The organism is Luteimonas sp. TWI662, assembly GCF_039673825.1.
Lineage (GTDB): Bacteria > Pseudomonadota > Gammaproteobacteria > Xanthomonadales > Xanthomonadaceae > Luteimonas.
Genome location: NZ_JBDJMI010000001.1, coordinates 162,971 through 178,303, shown reverse-complemented (window position 1 = coordinate 178,303; position 15,333 = coordinate 162,971). Strand labels below are relative to the sequence as shown.

The 15,333-nt window shown below is 68.0% G+C and carries 25 protein-coding genes; 19 read left to right on the top strand and 6 right to left on the bottom strand.

Going from position 1 to position 15,333, the window contains the following annotated elements; translation table 11 throughout:
- Nucleotides 1–83: 83 nt before the first annotated feature.
- Nucleotides 84–764, bottom strand: a complete 681-nt coding sequence (locus ABE488_RS00850; RefSeq protein WP_346446696.1) for a S24 family peptidase — start codon at nucleotides 762–764, stop codon at nucleotides 84–86.
- Nucleotides 765–846: 82 nt separating this feature from the next.
- On the opposite strand from ABE488_RS00850, the gene ABE488_RS00845 reads away from it, so the two are divergent.
- Nucleotides 847–1,083, top strand: a complete 237-nt coding sequence (locus tag ABE488_RS00845) for a hypothetical protein (protein ID WP_346446695.1) — start codon at nucleotides 847–849, stop codon at nucleotides 1,081–1,083.
- Nucleotides 1,084–1,253: 170 nt separating this feature from the next.
- Here the strand turns inward: ABE488_RS00845 and ABE488_RS00840 are convergent, their stop codons facing one another.
- Together ABE488_RS00840 and ABE488_RS00835 are read right to left on the bottom strand one after the other, a co-directional pair.
- Nucleotides 1,254–1,475 carry a hypothetical protein gene (locus tag ABE488_RS00840; protein WP_346446693.1) on the bottom strand — a complete coding sequence of 74 codons (222 nt, stop codon included), beginning with the start codon at nucleotides 1,473–1,475 and terminating at the stop codon, nucleotides 1,254–1,256.
- A gap of 64 nt (nucleotides 1,476–1,539) precedes the next feature.
- Nucleotides 1,540–1,671, bottom strand: coding sequence for a hypothetical protein (locus ABE488_RS00835; protein ID WP_346446692.1), 132 nt, complete (start codon nucleotides 1,669–1,671; stop codon nucleotides 1,540–1,542).
- A gap of 93 nt (nucleotides 1,672–1,764) precedes the next feature.
- Here ABE488_RS00835 and ABE488_RS00830 point away from each other — a divergent pair, with 93 nt between their 5' ends.
- From ABE488_RS00830 to ABE488_RS00790, 9 genes are read left to right on the top strand one after another with little or no spacing between them, the layout of a single operon-like run.
- Nucleotides 1,765–2,145 carry a hypothetical protein gene (locus ABE488_RS00830; protein WP_346446691.1) on the top strand — a complete coding sequence of 127 codons (381 nt, stop codon included), beginning with the start codon at nucleotides 1,765–1,767 and terminating at the stop codon, nucleotides 2,143–2,145.
- Complete coding sequence (locus tag ABE488_RS00825; RefSeq protein WP_346446690.1) at nucleotides 2,142–2,492, top strand: hypothetical protein; 351 nt, start codon at nucleotides 2,142–2,144, stop codon at nucleotides 2,490–2,492. Before ABE488_RS00830 ends, ABE488_RS00825 begins: the two co-directional genes overlap by 4 nt.
- Nucleotides 2,489–3,517, top strand: a complete 1,029-nt coding sequence (locus tag ABE488_RS00820; RefSeq protein ID WP_346446688.1) for a hypothetical protein — start codon at nucleotides 2,489–2,491, stop codon at nucleotides 3,515–3,517. Before ABE488_RS00825 ends, ABE488_RS00820 begins: the two co-directional genes overlap by 4 nt.
- Nucleotides 3,480–3,755 (top strand): hypothetical protein, encoded by a 276-nt coding sequence (locus ABE488_RS00815; RefSeq protein ID WP_346446687.1) that lies wholly within the window; start codon nucleotides 3,480–3,482, stop codon nucleotides 3,753–3,755. The genes ABE488_RS00820 and ABE488_RS00815 overlap by 38 nt, the downstream gene beginning before the upstream one ends.
- A complete protein-coding gene (locus ABE488_RS00810; protein WP_346446686.1) occupies nucleotides 3,752–3,883 on the top strand; it encodes a hypothetical protein in 132 nt (43 codons plus the stop codon). Before ABE488_RS00815 ends, ABE488_RS00810 begins: the two co-directional genes overlap by 4 nt.
- On the top strand, nucleotides 3,880–4,311 hold the full coding sequence (locus ABE488_RS00805) for a recombination protein NinB (RefSeq protein WP_346446685.1): 432 nt from the start codon (nucleotides 3,880–3,882) through the stop codon (nucleotides 4,309–4,311). The genes ABE488_RS00810 and ABE488_RS00805 overlap by 4 nt, the downstream gene beginning before the upstream one ends.
- Nucleotides 4,308–5,249, top strand: coding sequence for a site-specific DNA-methyltransferase (locus tag ABE488_RS00800; RefSeq protein ID WP_346446684.1), 942 nt, complete (start codon nucleotides 4,308–4,310; stop codon nucleotides 5,247–5,249). The genes ABE488_RS00805 and ABE488_RS00800 overlap by 4 nt, the downstream gene beginning before the upstream one ends.
- Nucleotides 5,246–5,614: a Ref family recombination enhancement nuclease gene (locus tag ABE488_RS00795; protein ID WP_346446683.1), complete on the top strand. Its 369-nt coding sequence runs from the start codon at nucleotides 5,246–5,248 to the stop codon at nucleotides 5,612–5,614. Before ABE488_RS00800 ends, ABE488_RS00795 begins: the two co-directional genes overlap by 4 nt.
- Nucleotides 5,611–5,895: a hypothetical protein gene (locus tag ABE488_RS00790; protein WP_346446682.1), complete on the top strand. Its 285-nt coding sequence runs from the start codon at nucleotides 5,611–5,613 to the stop codon at nucleotides 5,893–5,895. The genes ABE488_RS00795 and ABE488_RS00790 overlap by 4 nt, the downstream gene beginning before the upstream one ends.
- Here the strand turns inward: ABE488_RS00790 and ABE488_RS00785 are convergent, their stop codons facing one another.
- From ABE488_RS00785 to ABE488_RS00775, 3 genes are all read right to left on the bottom strand, one after another.
- Nucleotides 5,896–6,105 (bottom strand): hypothetical protein, encoded by a 210-nt coding sequence (locus tag ABE488_RS00785; protein ID WP_346446681.1) that lies wholly within the window; start codon nucleotides 6,103–6,105, stop codon nucleotides 5,896–5,898.
- A gap of 104 nt (nucleotides 6,106–6,209) precedes the next feature.
- Entirely contained in the window at nucleotides 6,210–6,524 is a 315-nt protein-coding gene (locus ABE488_RS00780; protein ID WP_346446680.1) for a hypothetical protein, read from the bottom strand.
- 3 nt (nucleotides 6,525–6,527) lie between these two features.
- Complete coding sequence (locus ABE488_RS00775; RefSeq protein WP_346446679.1) at nucleotides 6,528–6,800, bottom strand: hypothetical protein; 273 nt, start codon at nucleotides 6,798–6,800, stop codon at nucleotides 6,528–6,530.
- 316 nt (nucleotides 6,801–7,116) lie between these two features.
- Here ABE488_RS00775 and ABE488_RS00770 point away from each other — a divergent pair, with 316 nt between their 5' ends.
- The 9 genes from ABE488_RS00770 (at nucleotide 7,117) to ABE488_RS00730 (ending at nucleotide 15,280) form a co-directional block, all read left to right on the top strand.
- A complete protein-coding gene (locus ABE488_RS00770; RefSeq protein ID WP_346446677.1) occupies nucleotides 7,117–7,509 on the top strand; it encodes a hypothetical protein in 393 nt (130 codons plus the stop codon).
- 4 nt (nucleotides 7,510–7,513) lie between these two features.
- Nucleotides 7,514–7,714, top strand: a complete 201-nt coding sequence (locus tag ABE488_RS00765; protein ID WP_346446675.1) for a hypothetical protein — start codon at nucleotides 7,514–7,516, stop codon at nucleotides 7,712–7,714.
- A gap of 3 nt (nucleotides 7,715–7,717) precedes the next feature.
- Nucleotides 7,718–8,200, top strand: coding sequence for a hypothetical protein (locus tag ABE488_RS00760; RefSeq protein WP_346446673.1), 483 nt, complete (start codon nucleotides 7,718–7,720; stop codon nucleotides 8,198–8,200).
- Nucleotides 8,187–9,791 (top strand): hypothetical protein, encoded by a 1,605-nt coding sequence (locus tag ABE488_RS00755; protein ID WP_346446671.1) that lies wholly within the window; start codon nucleotides 8,187–8,189, stop codon nucleotides 9,789–9,791. The genes ABE488_RS00760 and ABE488_RS00755 overlap by 14 nt, the downstream gene beginning before the upstream one ends.
- A 31-nt stretch (nucleotides 9,792–9,822) precedes the next feature.
- A complete protein-coding gene (locus ABE488_RS00750; RefSeq protein ID WP_346446669.1) occupies nucleotides 9,823–12,072 on the top strand; it encodes a hypothetical protein in 2,250 nt (749 codons plus the stop codon).
- 22 nt (nucleotides 12,073–12,094) lie between these two features.
- Nucleotides 12,095–13,249: a hypothetical protein gene (locus ABE488_RS00745; protein ID WP_346446667.1), complete on the top strand. Its 1,155-nt coding sequence runs from the start codon at nucleotides 12,095–12,097 to the stop codon at nucleotides 13,247–13,249.
- A 152-nt stretch (nucleotides 13,250–13,401) separates the two neighbouring features.
- Nucleotides 13,402–14,445: a phage major capsid protein gene (locus tag ABE488_RS00740; RefSeq protein ID WP_346446665.1), complete on the top strand. Its 1,044-nt coding sequence runs from the start codon at nucleotides 13,402–13,404 to the stop codon at nucleotides 14,443–14,445.
- A 44-nt stretch (nucleotides 14,446–14,489) separates the two neighbouring features.
- Entirely contained in the window at nucleotides 14,490–14,744 is a 255-nt protein-coding gene (locus tag ABE488_RS00735; protein WP_346446664.1) for a hypothetical protein, read from the top strand.
- An 11-nt stretch (nucleotides 14,745–14,755) separates the two neighbouring features.
- Complete coding sequence (locus ABE488_RS00730; protein WP_346446662.1) at nucleotides 14,756–15,280, top strand: hypothetical protein; 525 nt, start codon at nucleotides 14,756–14,758, stop codon at nucleotides 15,278–15,280.
- Nucleotides 15,281–15,333 lie beyond the last annotated feature (53 nt).

Below are 15,333 nucleotides of genomic sequence, written 5' to 3'. Positions count from 1 at the left end.
CACTCAGCGTGGCATGCAGGTGCTTACGCCTAGCCTTCGGGTCCATCGATCCTCCTTGATCTGCACGCAGTGGATCCTGCTTGTCAGTTGAACCGCTCCACGCGTGCGCGCAGATAGACCTTCCCTCCAACGACGGCCCCCTTAGGGAACGGGAAAGGCGGGTAGAGTTCGTTCGCACTGACCACGTACACCGCATCGCCGCGGTCCTGCAGCGACTTGATCTGCTGACCGTTGCCGGAGTTGATCAGGTAGAGGCCGTCGCCCTCATACGACTGGCAGCCGATGTCGACGATCACCGAGTCGCCGGGCTGGATCACGGGCACCATCGAGTTGCCGCGCCCGGTGACCAGCACCAGACGACCAGGCGGTGGCAGGAAACCGACGACGGACCGAATGTAGTCCGCTGGGAACTCCGCCGCCCGAAGCACCTCGGGGTAGTCCTCGTTGATCCGCCCATCTCCCATGTCCGCCTCTCCTTCGATCAGATCGATGCGGAAAGAGTCGGCGGGACGCGTCTCAATCTCCGAGATGCGTGAGACTGCCGTGGGGGCGACTTGCGGATCAAGTTCCGGGAAGGCGCCAACGAGCTTGTCCCACAGATCCTCGCCGATGCGCTTCCGCCCCGGCTTTCCTTCTGGGTACCGCATCCGACTCACGTAGCTCGGGTCAATCCCTGCCTTCGACGAGACCTCGGCCACGGCACCGTGACCGAGCCGCTTTGTCAGCTCGATCAAGGAATGGCGCCGGCGCTCGAACTTATCCATGCCGACAGGATCGCAGGTTGTTACCCCTAAGTAATTGACCTTGGGGTATTGACTTGATCTTACCTAAGGGTAAGATTGGCGTATGATCACTCTCCGCAAGTACCTCGCGACACTCAGCCCGGACGATCAAGCGGCGTATGCCGAACGCGCCGGAACGACCATTGGCTACCTCCGGAAAGCTTTGAGCAAGAGACAGCGCTTCGACGGCGCACTGGCGCGTCGCCTGGATGAGGAGAGCGGCGGGGCCGTCTGCCGCCATGACCTCCGCCCCGACGTTTTCGGCCCAGCACCCAAGCGCCCGAAGGCGAAGGCGGCCTGAGGTGGATGGCCGTAAACGCCACCGCGAGCAGCAAGACCCGGACCGGATCCGGGTCGACGACTTCATCCCTCGGGGCGGTCGAGAGATGGACAGCCCCGTCCTGAGCCGCGCTCCGATCCTCGCGCAGATGCGTGCCCGTGAAGCGCGCGCGATCCGGCTGTGGCTGTTCCTCAGGAGCCGGGAATCACGTTGGAGGCGAGTTGCGCGAAAGCTTTCTGTGTGCCTGACGGTCCGTCGTATGAAGCGGCGGTACGGAGTTCCGCGAGCAGTGCTGTCGCGTCTGAGGATTCCGCGATGAGTCTGGCTGCCAGCAGCGTCAACAGCCGTTCTTGCGCCTGGATCTGGGCCTCTGCCGCGCGCAGGCGCAGGTCGAGCTTCTTCTCTTCGTACATGTCCGTCTCCGGTAGCGATTGGGTGTCTCAGCAACACCAATCCTACCGGCTGACGGGCACCCATCTACCGCACCCCCAGGCGTCGCAGCACGCGCCATTCCTGCCTGCCATCGCGCCATCGAACGGCGAACCACACCGCACCCATGCGCACCAGCGCAGTGACGCGGTCGCTTTGCACTTGACGCAGTAACTCCATGGCCGGGCCTCCGTTTCGGACCCGGCCATGTTCCGACCCACGCAGGGGAATCCCGGGGAACACCCCGTCCCCTGAATTCCCAAGGTGACCACGATGCGGCAGTTGAGCATCACATTCGAGAAGGGTATCGCCGAGCGCTCCCGCACGCTGCGCGAGCACATGGCGGTGCGCGTGTACGGCCGCGGGCTGGTCGAGACCGCCGGCAGGCTCGACCTCTCGCCGTCGAAGCTGACCGAGAAGCTGGCCGGCTCGGACAGCGGTGGCAAGCCGCGCGGCATGACGATCGACGAGCTCGAGACCTACATCCAGCGCACCGGCGATGTCAGCCCTGTGCACTACCTGGTCGAGAAGTTCCTCGGCGACCCGGAGGTCGCGCGCGACGAGGCGCTGGCGAAGCTGGCATCCATGGTCGAGCAGTTGGCGCCCCTGATGGCGGCGGCGGGGCTCAACCCGGCGGCGAGGAAGCGGCGATGAGCACGCAACCCGACCTCGCATTCGGCGACCCCGTCGACGCTCTGCTGCGGGAGCACGCGGCCTCGTTCCGCCCCGGCTTCGCGACGTGGATGCGGGAGAACCGCCACATTTGGCGCGCCTTCTGCCGGGAGGCTGACCGTGCCTGGCGCCGGGGCCGGCAGCACTACAGCGCCCGCACGATCGTCGAATACCTGCGGCACGAGACCTCGATGTCGGACTCGGGCTGCATGTTCAAGATCGACGGGAACTGCGTGCCGGACCTCGCCCGGCTCTACCTGCTGTGGCATCCGGCCCGCGCCGGTCTGTTCGAGCTCCGGGCCGCGCCCGGTCGTGAGCGCGCCGCGTGAGCAGCTTTGCAAAGCTCGACGGCGGAATCGTCGACTCCACACTCTGGATGCAGCCGCACGACGTTCTGCGGGTCTGGATCGCGCTCATGGCGAAGGCGGACGCCTCGGGTTATGTGCGCGCGTCGGTGCCGTCGCTGGCGCACCTGTGCATGGTCCCGATCGAACGGCTCGAGCAGATCCTTGCGATCCTGACCTCGCCCGACCCGTACTCGCGCACGCCGACCGACGAGGGTCGCCGCCTGCGCGCCGTCGAGGGCGGCTGGGAGCTTGTGAACTACATCCCGTACCGCAACTCCCGAGACGAGGACGCCGACCGCGCCCGGAAGCGCGAATGGGACCGGAAGAATCGCCCGAGCGGGCACGCGCGCAAGCGGGGCGGCGAGGGCAATGGCTCCGAGGACGCGGAGGGCGCAGAGGGTTCATCCGACGATGGTCCGACGGAGTCCGACGACAGTCCGACAGTCCGACAACAGTCCGACGAGGTCCGACAGAGTCCGACCCAAGCAGAGGCAGAAGCAGAAGCAGATAAAGCTCCTTCGCTTCGCTCAGGAGGAGGAGCGCGCAAGCGCGCACCGGCCCCCAAGGCGATCACGTCGATCAAGGGGGTTGCGGTTCCTGCCAGGCCGGACGGCGTCGAGCCGCAGACGTGGGCCGACTGGCTCGGCTTGCGAAAGGCCAAGAGCGCCCCGGTGACGCAGACCGTCGTGTGCTCTGCCGAGGCCGAGGCGGCCAAGGCCGGCATGACGCTCGAGCGGTTCCTCCGCATCTGGTGCGCCCGCGGCTCGCAGGGCCTGCAAGCCGACTGGCTCAAGCCGAACGAGCGCGCCGGGCCCGGCGTAGCCGCTGCCGCCGCACCGAGCAAGACCCGCACCGCAATCGAAACCCTGCAGGGGATGAAGAATGCAAACCGACACGGACTGGATCCACGACGAAATTCTGGACGGCCTGAGCAAGCTGCTCTGCCTGAGCCTGGACCGCACGCCGGCCATGGACATGATCCCGGGGACGGCTATGGCGTGGCATGAGGCCGTGACGCTCGGCAAGAGCTGGGACCGGAAGCTCGACGGGCCGCGCTTCCGGCAGGCGTTCGTCGCGCTCGCCGCGCGTCGCAAGGCGTGGCCGGCGCCGGCGGACTTCCTCGAGCACATGCCGCCGCGCAAGCAGTTGGCGCTGACGAAGCAGTACATCCCCGCGAACGCGGCCCATGCGCAGCAGAAGATGGCCGAGATCGCTGCATCGCTCGGGCGGAGGCTGCGCGCATGACCGCCGCCCAGATCGCGCACGACGCGCGCAAGGAAATGCAGCTGATCGCACAGCTGCGCGCCGCCCACGGTTTCAGCGAGATCGAGGCCCGCGACTACATCCGCTTCTGCCGCGCGGTGCCGGCATGAAGCGCTCGTTCGTCGTTCGGCGCGACAACCCCAGGCGCGCCACGGTCTGCGAGGCCGCGATCCAGCACATGCGCGAGCGCTACGGCCTGGGCCAGGACTTCGATATCGAGATCCGCGACCCGCGCCGGACGCTGCCGGAGAACGCGCTGCTGCACGCGCTGATCGCCGAGCTCGCCCGGAAGCTGGAGTGGGCCGGCGCGCGGCGTGAGGCCGAGGTTTGGAAGCGCCTGCTGGTCGCCGCCTGGTGCCGCGTCAACGGGCAGGGCGTTGAGGTGCTGCCAGCCCTCGACGGTCACGGCGTGGACATCGTCCCGGCGCGCACCAGCCGCCTGAGCAAGCGCGACTGCGCCGACCTCATCGAATTCATCTACGCCTGGGGCGCTGAGCAGGGCGTGCGCTGGGACGAGCACCGGGAGATTGCAGCGTGATCCATATCGGGAACTGCCTCGACATCCTGCCCACCCTCGCGGAGCGGTCGGTGCAGACGTGCGTCACGTCGCCGCCGTACTTCGGGCTGCGGGACTACGGCCATGATGGGCAGATCGGCCTGGAGCCGACGCCCGACGAGTTCGTTGCCGCGCTGGTGGCCGTGTTCCGAGAAGTGCGCCGCGTGCTGCGCGACGACGGCACGCTGTGGTTGAACCTCGGCGACAGCTACGCGCGCTCCGGCGGTGTCGGCCCGCAGGGTGGCACGGAATTCTCGACTCGTGCGCGCGGGCAGGATGCCGTGTGCAAGTCGATCAAGAACGTCCCAGTGGGGTTGAAGGAAAAAGACCTGATTGGCATACCGTGGCGCGTCGCCTTCGCCCTGCAGGCAGACGGCTGGTACCTGCGCCAGGACATCATCTGGCACAAGCCGAACCCGATGCCGGAGAGCGTGCGCGACCGCTGCACGAAGGCGCACGAGTACCTGTTCCTGCTGTCGAAGTCGGCCCGTTACCGGTTCGATTACGAAGCTATCGCCGAAAAGGCGATGGGTGGGAAGCCGGGTAACACGCGAGCAACAAAGGGCGGCCGGGCGTATGAGGGAGGCGCCAGTGAGCACCGGACTGCTGCGAATCTCCACAACATTGGCGCGAGGGAGACGCGCAGCAAGCGCAGCGTCTGGACCGTGCCCACGATGCCGTTCCGCGAGGCGCACTTTGCGACGTTCCCCGAGGCGTTGATTGAGCCGTGCATCTTGGCCGGTACGCCGGCGGGCGGCGTAGTGCTCGACCCTTTCATGGGCGCTGGCACAACGGCAGTGGTGGCCGAGCGCCTGGGCCGACAGTGGATCGGCTGCGAACTGAACCCCGAGTACGCCGAGATCGCGAGCCGGCGACTGCGGGGCGTCCAGAAGCCACTGTTTGGCGAGGCCGCAGCATGAAGCGCGGTCGCTCCACAGGCACGCCGAACATGGCGCAGCAGATGCGGTTCGCGATCATCCAGGACATCGGGTGCGTCGTGGCCCGGGCGCGTGGCCTCGGCTATGTGCCCTGCGAGATCCATCACCTCACTGTCGGCGGGCGCCACGGCCAGAAGCGCCGCGGCCACGACTTCACGGTCGGGCTCAACCCGTGGTCGCACCGCGGCGTGCCGTTCGGCGGCTGGTCGGCGGCGGAGTGCGCGGCCATGTTCGGCCCGTCCTACGCCCGGGCGCCACGCCGCTTTCGCGAGGAGATCGGCGACGACGATGCGCTGATGAAGCTGCAGGCCGACCTGATCGGCCAGCAGCAGGGCCAGGCCGCATGAACCCGTTTGCCTTCGAGGACTACCGCGCCGGCCGCATCGGCCCGCGCTCGCTGACGGGCGTGGCCGAAGCGGCCGCGGTGTGGCTGGCCGGCCAGGACGAGCCGATGGCGGTCTGCCTGTCGCCGACCCGGGCGGTAACGGTCGAGCTGGCCGACGAGGCCGCCGACGAGGACTTGGTCGGCGTCTACTCGCCCGGCCTGGGCGTCCTCGAGCTCTACCGGCGCATCCGGGACGACCTGCGCGCCGAGATCGAGGACCGGGCGGGGAGGGCGGCCGCGTGATTACCCTGCGAGCGATTCCAACGCGAACTGCACCGTGTACGGCGCAGGCCGGTGATCCGCGCCCGTGTCGGCGAGGTAGTACCGCATCATCCGCTCGGAAATTCCGAGCCGGCGCGCGGCCTCACGCTGCGACACGCCGGCTCGTTCGAGCAACGCCCGGAGGTATTGCGGGCGCGGGTCGTGCTTGCTGGCGTCGGGGGATTGCGTCATGTGGATGGACTCGGTATTTTTTCGTTGCTGGACCCGTTCCCCGCCCTGCGGGGATGACCCATCATATGGGGGCGGGAAAGCAATGTTCCCCGCCCATGCGGGGATTACGCCAGACCCAGGGCGCCCCGTTCGTTGATGCGAAATTTGACGGCGGCGCCCTGGGTCACCAACGCGTACAGTCCCGGTTCGCACCGGCGGACCTTGCACTCACCGTGGGCGGTCTCGTCGTCGGCCGAAGCGGGGCCGCGCATGAACGTAAAATCGGCAACCGCGCCTTCCGGGTAGACATTGTCTGTGTTGTAGGGGGTGATCCCGGTGGGGCAGAAATCCGGCCCAGCGTAGGACCGCGCATCCATCAGCGCCTCCTGCGGAGTCGCGCCAACACCGTAAATCGTGCCGTCATTGTAGATGGCGTACATGGTTCAGCCCCCCTTGCCGGATTTTTCCCAGATCCGCATGGCCAAGTCATATGGGTTGTGCACATCGTAGCCGGCGGCGCGATACGCAGAGAGCCATGCTCGATCGATTGCAATGGCCTCTGTGGTCTGAACCAGGCCGCCGCCCTCTGTGAGTTTTATTCCCTGGTAGGCCAACTCAATAGCCTCGTCCACGTGGCGGGCGAAGGTCATCGCATCGTTGAAACTCGGGGCGTCCAATTCGAATTGGCGGATTGCCTCGACGGTTGCGGCTGCCATCTCGATCTCCTTTCTTCGCCTCGCCGGGATGGCTGGCATGGGTGTGAGTATAGGCAACAATTGCCTAGTGTCAAGCGCTCTGGCGAAATAAATCTGCGGAGGGCGCCCGCATGGTGAGCGCGCCAAATCGCACGAGCCGAGACGCCCGCATACACCCGGCCGGCATCTGCGCCATCTGCAAGGAGCGGGACGGCCGGCTGCACCACGGCGCGGCCCACTGCCGGGGCAATTGGCGCCGACAGCACCCCACATGCACCCACGACGGCCGCCGGCCTCGCTTCTCCCCCGACATCCCCGCAATCCAGGCAATCACCCCATGACCGCCACCGCGTCCAAGACCCCATTTCGGCAGTGCTGGGCGGCCGTGCCGATCGGCGCCATCCCAGCCGACGGCTTGATGCCGTGCGCAGCCTTGGCCCTGGCCCGGATCCAGAAAATCCGCAAGGCGCGCTCCTGCGGCGCATACCTGTTCGCCGACCCGGCGACCGGAGCGATCTATGTGATCTCCGAGGAGTCGTCGCCGGCACAGCGGATGCTCATCGACCGGTCGGCATGGCTCGTCGGCTACTACCGCGAGCCGTCACTCCGGCGCGATGCCGTCCCGGTGCTCGGCCTCGAGGAGCTGGTCGGCGACATCGAGGCGCACCTCCTCGCAGCCCCACCCACCACGCCCGCGCCGTTGATGCATCGGGCCCCCACGGCAGCATGACCCCATGACCGACCGAATCGTTACCGGCACCCGCTACCTGGCCTCGGAGTTCAGCGCCACGCGGCAGGAATTCCGCACCGACAACCAACCCGACGGCGACGAACTGCTCGACGGGCTGCTTTCGCACGGGTACGCGATCGAGCGCGACGGCCGGATCGCGGCCAGCCGGGTGGGGCTGCGGATGCTGGAAGACCGGGAGGGCTGAACAGTGGGGCGGCCCAGCACCTTCAACCCCGAAGTCGCCGAGCGCGTGTTGGCCCGGATAGCCGAGGGCATGTCTGTTCGCGCGGCCTGCAAGCTCGACGACCTGCCGCACTGGCGCACCTTCCTGCGCTGGCTCGCGACCGCCGATCCTGAACAGCCGGACGGCGAGGAGAAGGTGGTGGGTCCGTTCGACCGATTGCGGCAGCACTACGCGCGCGCCCGCGAACTACGCGCCGATGCCCGCTTCGAGTCCGCCGACCACGTCATGTACCTGCTGCGGACGAAGAAGGTCGACGCCCAGGCGGCCCGGGTGATGCTCGATGCCATCAAGTGGCAGACCGGAATCGAGAACGCGCGCCGGTACGGAAACGCGGTCACTCTCCGCGGCGACAAGGAGAACCCGGTCGAGATCCGCCGCACGCCGCGCGACCTGAGCGACGAGGAACTGGCGGCGATCGCGCAGGGCGGTCTGCGTGGCACTGAATGACCTGACGCCGGAGGCCGCTGCGGCCGAACTGCTGCGGCGTCGGCGTGCCCGGACTTCACTTGCGGCCTTCGCGCTGTCGGTTGCGATTCCCGGCGCGCCTGTCGACGACGAAGACCCGGCAAGCTGGGTCTGCCAGCCGTCGGAGTTCCTGCCGCTCGCCGCGCATCACCGCCTGATCCTCGACGCGGTGCAGCGCTGCCTGGAGCGACCGATGGGGCGCCTGATGCTGTTCTTCCCACCCGGCTCCGCGAAGTCCACCTATGCCGGCGTGCTGGCTCCGGCGTGGGCCATGGGCCGGTGGCCGGGCTACAAGGTCATCTCCACCAGCTACGCCGCGAAGCCGGCCTATCGGTCGTCGAAGCGCACGCGCGCCATCTGCGGCAGCCCGGAGTACGCGGCCATCTGGCCGGACCGCACCACGATCCTTGCGGGCTCGGCCGCTGTGGACGAATGGAGCCTGACGAACGACTCGACCCTGCTCGCAGCCGGGCTGCTGGGTGGCATCACGTCCGCACGCGCTGATGCCGCGATCATCGACGATCCGGTAGCCGGTCGCAGCGAGGCCGACAGTCCGACCGTACAGGCCAGCACGCGCGCGGCCTACGACGACGACCTTCTGACGCGACTCAAGCCGGGCGGGTCAGTCATCCTGATCCAGACGCGCTGGAACCCGTCAGACCTCGCCGGCAGCATCCTTCCGGAGAACTGGGACGGTGAGTCCGGGATGATCCCGTGCCGCGACGGCCAAACGTGGGAGGTAATCTGTGTGCCGGCGCAGGCTGACCGCGAGGATGACCCGCTCGGGCGCAAGATCGGCGACTACCTTTGGCCCGAGTGGTTCCCGGTCGAACACTGGCAGCAGTACAAGGCGAAGGCGCGCACCTGGAACAGCCTCTATCAGGGCAAGCCGAAGCCCGAGTCGGGAAACCAGATCGAGCGCGACTGGATCATCTGGTACGAACCGGAAGAACTCCCCAAGCGCCTGCGGTACTACGGTGCCAGCGACTTTGCAGTCACCGAGAAGGATCTCGAGAAGCGGGATGAGCCCGACTTCACCGAGCACGGGATCGTCGGCATGGACGAAGACCGAGTGATGTGGCTCGTCGACTGGTGGTTTGGGCAGGTCGAGCTGGACGCCAGCGTGCGCGAACAGCTGGCGATGATCAGGCAGTGGAAGCCACTGTGGTGGTACGGCGAGAAGGGCACGCAGGAAAACGCAGTCCGGCCGATCCGTCGGCTGCTGGCCCGTGAGGGGGACACCTTCGCCAACTACGAGTACCTGCCGCACATCGGGGACAAGGTGGCGAAGTTCCAAGCCTTCCGGGCGATGGTGAGGGAGGGACGGGTGCGCTTCCCGCGTAAGCCCTGGGCGGTCCGGCTCGTCGAGTTGCTGATCAACTTCCCTCGCGCGCGTTTCGATGACGGCCCCGATGTCTGTGGCCTGCTCGGTCGCGGTGTCGACGACATGCTGCCGGCGCCGCCTCCTCCGGTGGCGAAGCGGTTGCCCAAGCCGTTCACCGAGGAGTGGTTCACCGCACGCGAGCGAGCGGACGCAGCGGACGCCAAGGCCCGGGCCAGCTACTACCGTTGATGCTCCCTGCGGATTGGGCAGGGTGGCCCGCATGATCGAGCCCAGCCAGACGACCGCCGCCGAAGATCCGCTCGGCGCCGATGCCCCGGACTTCGCCCACGAGCAGGAGCGGGCGCGCGAGAAGGAGCGGGCCGACGTTGAGCGGTGGCGCAAGCGCATCGCCCAGGGCCGCAAGTTCGACGAGCCGGCGCGAGAGGAGTACGCCAAGAACCGGCGCTACGCGCGCGGCGATTCGGGGTTCGAGGTCGGCGCGAACATCATCGGGACGAACATCGACATCCTCGAGTCGTTTCTCTACGCGCGCGACCCCGATTTCGATGTCAAGCCGGGCCCAGCGGTGCGCCCGCCCGACGCACTGGCGATGAGGGACGCGATCGAGGACCAGGTACGCGAGTCGCCCGAGGTCATCCAGGCCGGCGCTCAGGCGGCGGCAGCCGCGGTCGCGATGGGCACGCCGCCCGATCTGGCGTTCGGCATCGGGCAGCAGGCGCAAGAAGCGGCCGTCGAGGCGCAGATCACGCAGCAGGTCAACGACCTGCGCAAGCGCTACGTGCGCAGGAACCGCGACATCAAGGCGTTCGCCGAGACCTCCGAGATTGTCGGCGTGCGCATGTGGCAGGACGCGCAGCTGCGCCGACGCGGGCGGCCGTGGGTCCGCTCGGCGCTGACGATCGGGCTCGGCATCATCAAGGCCAGCTGGCAGCAGCGCACCGAGCAGTGCCCGCAGACGGCCCAGGCCATCAACGACCTGCAGGACAACCTGACGAAGGCCCGGGCGCTGCAGGCCGAGTTGGCAGGCGGTGGCCTGGTCGCGCGCGCGACCGACGGCATCAAGGGCCTGTTCGGCGCAGACCGTGACTCCCAGGTCGCCGAGCTTGAGCGCCAGCTCGAGACCCTGCAGTCGCAGGTCGAACGCGTGGTCTCCCGCGGGTACGTGATCGACGTGGTCGCCGGCGAGGACTTCCAAGTCGCGCCCGGATTCACGATCGCCAACCACCTCGACGCGCCGTGGAACGCGCACCGGTCGTTCCTGCGCTTCGACGATGCGGTGGCGCAGTTCCGCGAGCACCTGTCGCAGTACGGCGATCCCGAGCAGCTGCTGCGCCAAGCGACGCGCTTTCGTGCCCGCAAGCCGGTGATGGTGCAGGGCGAGACCGCGGCCGTCGACACCGTCCGCGCCAAGGATGCGGACGCATACGTGACGGGCGGGGAGACCGACGGCGACGAGGGCGAAGACTTCGTCGCGCTGTGGGAGTTGTGGTCGCGGGATAGCGGCACCGTGCTGACGCTGATCGAGGGCGTGCGCTATTGGGTCAAGCCGCAGTGGAAGCCGCCGGCCACGACGCGGTTCTACCCGATCTTCCTTGTGACGACCTCCGAGGTCGACGGCCAGCGCCACCCGCAGAGCCTGGTCACGCGCACGGCGAAGTTGGTCGACGAGTACGAGCGCATCGGCTCGGCCGAGGCGCGACACCGGCGTCGGATCGTGCCAAAGACGGCGTTCAACCGCAGCGCGATGTCGCCCGATGACGCCGAGAAGCTGGCGACGGCCGGCACGCAGGAAATGGTCGGGATCAACCCGACCGACCCCCGGCAGCCGCTGACCGAGATTCTGTACCCCGTCACCTACGCCGCAATCGACGTGGCGCTCTATGACCGCACCCGCATCGTGCAGGAGATCGAACGCATCTGGGGCGTGCAGGAAGCGCTCGGCGGATCGATCAACACGCCGAAGACCGCGACCGAGGCCGACATCCAGCAGCAGGGGTTCACGGCGCGCACCAGCGGCCGGCGTGATCTGCTCGAGGGCGCGCTGTCCGAGCTGGCGCAGTACACGATCGAGATCGCCCGCGTGTACATGACCGCGGACGACGTGCGGCAGATCGCCGGACCCGACGCCATGTGGCCGGAGTACCTGGGCCCGGACGACGTGACCCGGATGGTGAACATCGAGATCCGCGGCGGCTCGTCCGGCAAGCCGAACACGGCAGCCGAGCGCGAGGCGTGGGGCGTGATGCTCCCGCTGCTGCAGCAGGGCATCACGCAGATTGGCCAGCTGCGTGGCTCCAGCCCGGCAGCCATCGCGGATTCGCTCGAGCACCTGTTGCGCCTGACCGCCGAGAAGTCCGGCGACCGCATCGACATCGACCAGCTGATCCCGCAGGCCGACGGCGCCGCCCCGCAGCTGCCGGTGATGGGCGGGCCACAGACACCCGGCGCACCGCCGCCGCCCGAAGCACCGCCCGGCGGCGATCCCGCTGCCGATCCGCTGATGCCCTGACCATCCCTGACGAGAACCCACCATGCACGCACCTGCTGACCCGAACACCGACCCCAACAGCGCGCCGAGCGCCGACGATGTCGCCGGCCTCGACGCCGCAATCGCTGGCGATGCCGCGCCCGCCGAGAACACCGACGCCGCGCTCGGCGAATCGCTCGACCGCGCGATCAGCGAGGACGACACGCCGCCCGCCGATGCGCCCGTAGACGAGCCGGCGGCCGTTGATCCACCCGCAGCCGACCCGGTGCCCGGTTCGCCCGAGGCCGCCGCCGCAGAAGCCGCTGCCGCCGCCGATCCGAACGCGCCGCCCGCCGGCGATCCCGCCGTGCCTGCGCCTGACGCCGAGGTCGAGGCGGAGATCACCGCGCTTGGCCTCAAGGAGAAGTCGGCCGCGCGGTTCCGAGAGCTCACCGCCGAGGTGAAGGAGCTGGCGCCGATCCGCGAGCAGCTGACCGCGGCCGGCATCAAGGATCTGGCCGATCTGCCGCGCGTGATCCAGCGCAGCCGCGACGCCGACGACCTGATCTCGATGGTGCAGGAGACCGGCGCCACGCCCGAGCAGTACGGGATGACGCTCGACTACCTGCGCGTGGTCAATGCGGCGCAGAACGGCGACCCGCAGGCCGCCGAGCGTGCGCTCGAAATGATCATGTCGGAGGCGCAGGCTCTGGCCCAGGCGTTGGGCCGGGAGATTCCCGGTGTGCACGACCCGATCGCCGCGCACCAGGACTTGGTAGACGCGGTCAAAGCTGGCGAAGTGGACCGGGCACGCGCGCTCGAGGTCGCGAACGCGCGCACGCAATCGCGCGCGCTCGCGGATCGACAGCGAAGCCAGGTCAGCGAACAGCAGACGCAGCAGGTCGCCGAGAACGCGCGCCAGCAGCTGATCGCCTACGACCAGCAAATGCAGGCGGACCCGCAGTACGTCGCGAAGCGGCCGATGCTCGACGCGCTGGTGAGCCAGATCCGGCAGGCGCTGCCGCCCCAGCAGTGGCTTGCGGCCACGCAGCGCGCCTACGCGAGCATCCCGGCGCCGCCCGCTCCACCCGCGCCGCCAGCAGCACCGGCCGTCCCTGCTGCCAGCCCTATGCGCGCCACCGGGCCGCGCGCCCCCATGACGCCAACGACCTTCGACACCGTCGAGGACGCGCTCGAAGCCGCCCTGAGCGGCCGTTGACGCTTTCCTGCAAGCGTGCATCCTGCGTGTGCCGGCGAGTTGCCGGCACCACGCAAGCAGTACGCCGGTGTCGCGCCCGGTAGGGCAGTAAGAGGATTCGCCCGCCTCGAACGTGGATGGAAATCACCCCATCACCCTTCGAGGTTACGCCCATGGCATTCACGCAGGCACAGTTCATCCGCGGGATGAACTATTCGCTCGAGACCTTCGAGAAGAAGGAGCCGATCGACCAGATCAATCCGAAGTACCGGATGCTCGCCTGGTTGATCGCGAACAAGGAGGAGACCGTTTTCGGTAACGGCGTCTTCCGTGAGCCGCTGTTCGTCGACAACGGCTCCAACGCGCAGAACTACTTCGGCGCCGACCAGGTCACCTACAACGAGCGCGACCCGGCAGTCTGGACCCGCTGGCAGTATTACAACGTGCACGACGGCTTCTGGTTCGATGAAGACCGCCTGCTCGCGGCCGGCATTCGCATCAGCGACGACGGCGACGAGGCTCCGACGCAGTCCGAGAAGACCTCGCTGATCAACCTGCTCAAGCAGTCGAAGCGCGGCTTGGACAAGGGCATGCAGCGCCATCTGGCGTTCGAGTTCATGCTGGACGGCAGCCAGTCGGCGAAGGCCGCGCCGGGCGTGAGCCACATCATCAGCACCACGCCGGCCGTGGGCACGGTGGGCGGCGTCAATGCGGCGACGCGGCCGTACTGGCGGAACAACATCAACCTCAACGTGCCGCAGTCCGGCCTGGTCGATGCGTTCGAAGATACCTGGTCCGACAACACGCGCTACGGCGGTGCGGTGACCGATGCGATCTTCGCCGGCGACCAGATGTACAACGCGTTCCGCAAGGCCGCTAACGCCGTGACGAGCCGTCACGTCAACGAAGGTGGCAACAACCGCGGCGGCGTGTCGCTCGACCCGTCCACAAACAACCTGTACTTCCACGGCGTCGAGGTGATCAAGGATCCGACGTTCGAGGAACTGGATGCGGAGCTTGGCGGCGACACGTTCTCGAAGCGCGCCTACTTCGTGAGCAAGGCGAACCTCAAGCTGCGCCCGGTCAAGGGCGAGTGGATGCGCAACCGCAAGCCCGAGCGCCTGCCGGACCGCTACGTCCACTACTGGGCGAAGACCGCCAAGTACGGCCTGACCACCGATCAGCGTAACGGCCTCGCCGTGGTGACGCTGGCCTGACCCATGCGCCCCGGCTTCGGCCGGGGCCTTTCGGAGACCCCGCAATGCGCATGATCAAGCTCACCAACACCGCCCTCGAAGTCGGCACCAGTCCGTTCTTCACCGGCGGCGAGGCGATCGTCCACAACCCGACCGGCGGCTCGCTGATCGTCCAGGGAAGCCTCGACGGCACCGGAACCGGTGACGGCGCCTGGTCGACGCTCGCCACCGTTCCCGCGGGCGACATGCTCCAGATCGAGGAGTTGCCGCCCTTCATCCGCGTTTCGACGGCAGCCACCGTCAACGTGCTGGCCGGCTGAGGAGGCTGCCCATGTCCACCATCGTTCTTCCCCTCGTCCTGGTCACCATCGACCGCGGCGAGGAAGTCATCACCACCAAGGTGCCCGAGCACGAGATTCCGATCCTCAAGGTCGTCCACGGCGATGACGCGATCAGCGTCGAAGACGAGGAGACGCCCGAGGAGATCGAACTCGACGAGAACGCCGACACCGAGTTCAAGCGCCTGCAGCGCAAGTACCGCCGCATCAACGCGCCGGACCTGGTCGTGCGCGCGTTCCCGACCGGCCCGGGCGAGCTCAAGCATGCCGGCTTCAAGAGCGGCGGCAGGAGCTCCAACGCTACCAGCGGCCCGGCGCAGTCCGCCTCGCGCGTGCGTCCGCCCGCCAGCAAGGCCAAGGGCGGCGCGAAGCCGCCGGAGAAGCAGGACGACGAGAAGGCCGATCTGCAGGCCAAGCTCGAGAAGCTGGGCGTGCAGTACGACGGTCGCTCCGGCGTCGAGACGCTGCGCGAACAGCTGGCCGACGCCGAGAAGAAGGCCAAGGGCGGCGCGAAGTAATCCCACCTCGTCAGGGGGATAACCGGGGCCGGCTGAGGCGACTTGGCCGGCCC

Coding starts and splice junctions, on each gene's coding strand:
- ABE488_RS00850 (WP_346446696.1), bottom strand. CDS start 764: ATGGATAAGTTCGAGCGCCGGCGCCATTCCTTGATCGAGCTGACAAAG.
- ABE488_RS00845 (WP_346446695.1), top strand. CDS start 847: ATGATCACTCTCCGCAAGTACCTCGCGACACTCAGCCCGGACGATCAA.
- ABE488_RS00840 (WP_346446693.1), bottom strand. CDS start 1,475: ATGTACGAAGAGAAGAAGCTCGACCTGCGCCTGCGCGCGGCAGAGGCC.
- ABE488_RS00835 (WP_346446692.1), bottom strand. CDS start 1,671: ATGGAGTTACTGCGTCAAGTGCAAAGCGACCGCGTCACTGCGCTGGTG.
- ABE488_RS00830 (WP_346446691.1), top strand. CDS start 1,765: ATGCGGCAGTTGAGCATCACATTCGAGAAGGGTATCGCCGAGCGCTCC.
- ABE488_RS00825 (WP_346446690.1), top strand. CDS start 2,142: ATGAGCACGCAACCCGACCTCGCATTCGGCGACCCCGTCGACGCTCTG.
- ABE488_RS00815 (WP_346446687.1), top strand. CDS start 3,480: ATGGACATGATCCCGGGGACGGCTATGGCGTGGCATGAGGCCGTGACG.
- ABE488_RS00810 (WP_346446686.1), top strand. CDS start 3,752: ATGACCGCCGCCCAGATCGCGCACGACGCGCGCAAGGAAATGCAGCTG.
- ABE488_RS00805 (WP_346446685.1), top strand. CDS start 3,880: ATGAAGCGCTCGTTCGTCGTTCGGCGCGACAACCCCAGGCGCGCCACG.
- ABE488_RS00795 (WP_346446683.1), top strand. CDS start 5,246: ATGAAGCGCGGTCGCTCCACAGGCACGCCGAACATGGCGCAGCAGATG.
- ABE488_RS00790 (WP_346446682.1), top strand. CDS start 5,611: ATGAACCCGTTTGCCTTCGAGGACTACCGCGCCGGCCGCATCGGCCCG.
- ABE488_RS00785 (WP_346446681.1), bottom strand. CDS start 6,105: ATGACGCAATCCCCCGACGCCAGCAAGCACGACCCGCGCCCGCAATAC.
- ABE488_RS00780 (WP_346446680.1), bottom strand. CDS start 6,524: ATGTACGCCATCTACAATGACGGCACGATTTACGGTGTTGGCGCGACT.
- ABE488_RS00775 (WP_346446679.1), bottom strand. CDS start 6,800: ATGGCAGCCGCAACCGTCGAGGCAATCCGCCAATTCGAATTGGACGCC.
- ABE488_RS00770 (WP_346446677.1), top strand. CDS start 7,117: ATGACCGCCACCGCGTCCAAGACCCCATTTCGGCAGTGCTGGGCGGCC.
- ABE488_RS00765 (WP_346446675.1), top strand. CDS start 7,514: ATGACCGACCGAATCGTTACCGGCACCCGCTACCTGGCCTCGGAGTTC.
- ABE488_RS00750 (WP_346446669.1), top strand. CDS start 9,823: ATGATCGAGCCCAGCCAGACGACCGCCGCCGAAGATCCGCTCGGCGCC.
- ABE488_RS00745 (WP_346446667.1), top strand. CDS start 12,095: ATGCACGCACCTGCTGACCCGAACACCGACCCCAACAGCGCGCCGAGC.
- ABE488_RS00740 (WP_346446665.1), top strand. CDS start 13,402: ATGGCATTCACGCAGGCACAGTTCATCCGCGGGATGAACTATTCGCTC.
- ABE488_RS00735 (WP_346446664.1), top strand. CDS start 14,490: ATGCGCATGATCAAGCTCACCAACACCGCCCTCGAAGTCGGCACCAGT.
- ABE488_RS00730 (WP_346446662.1), top strand. CDS start 14,756: ATGTCCACCATCGTTCTTCCCCTCGTCCTGGTCACCATCGACCGCGGC.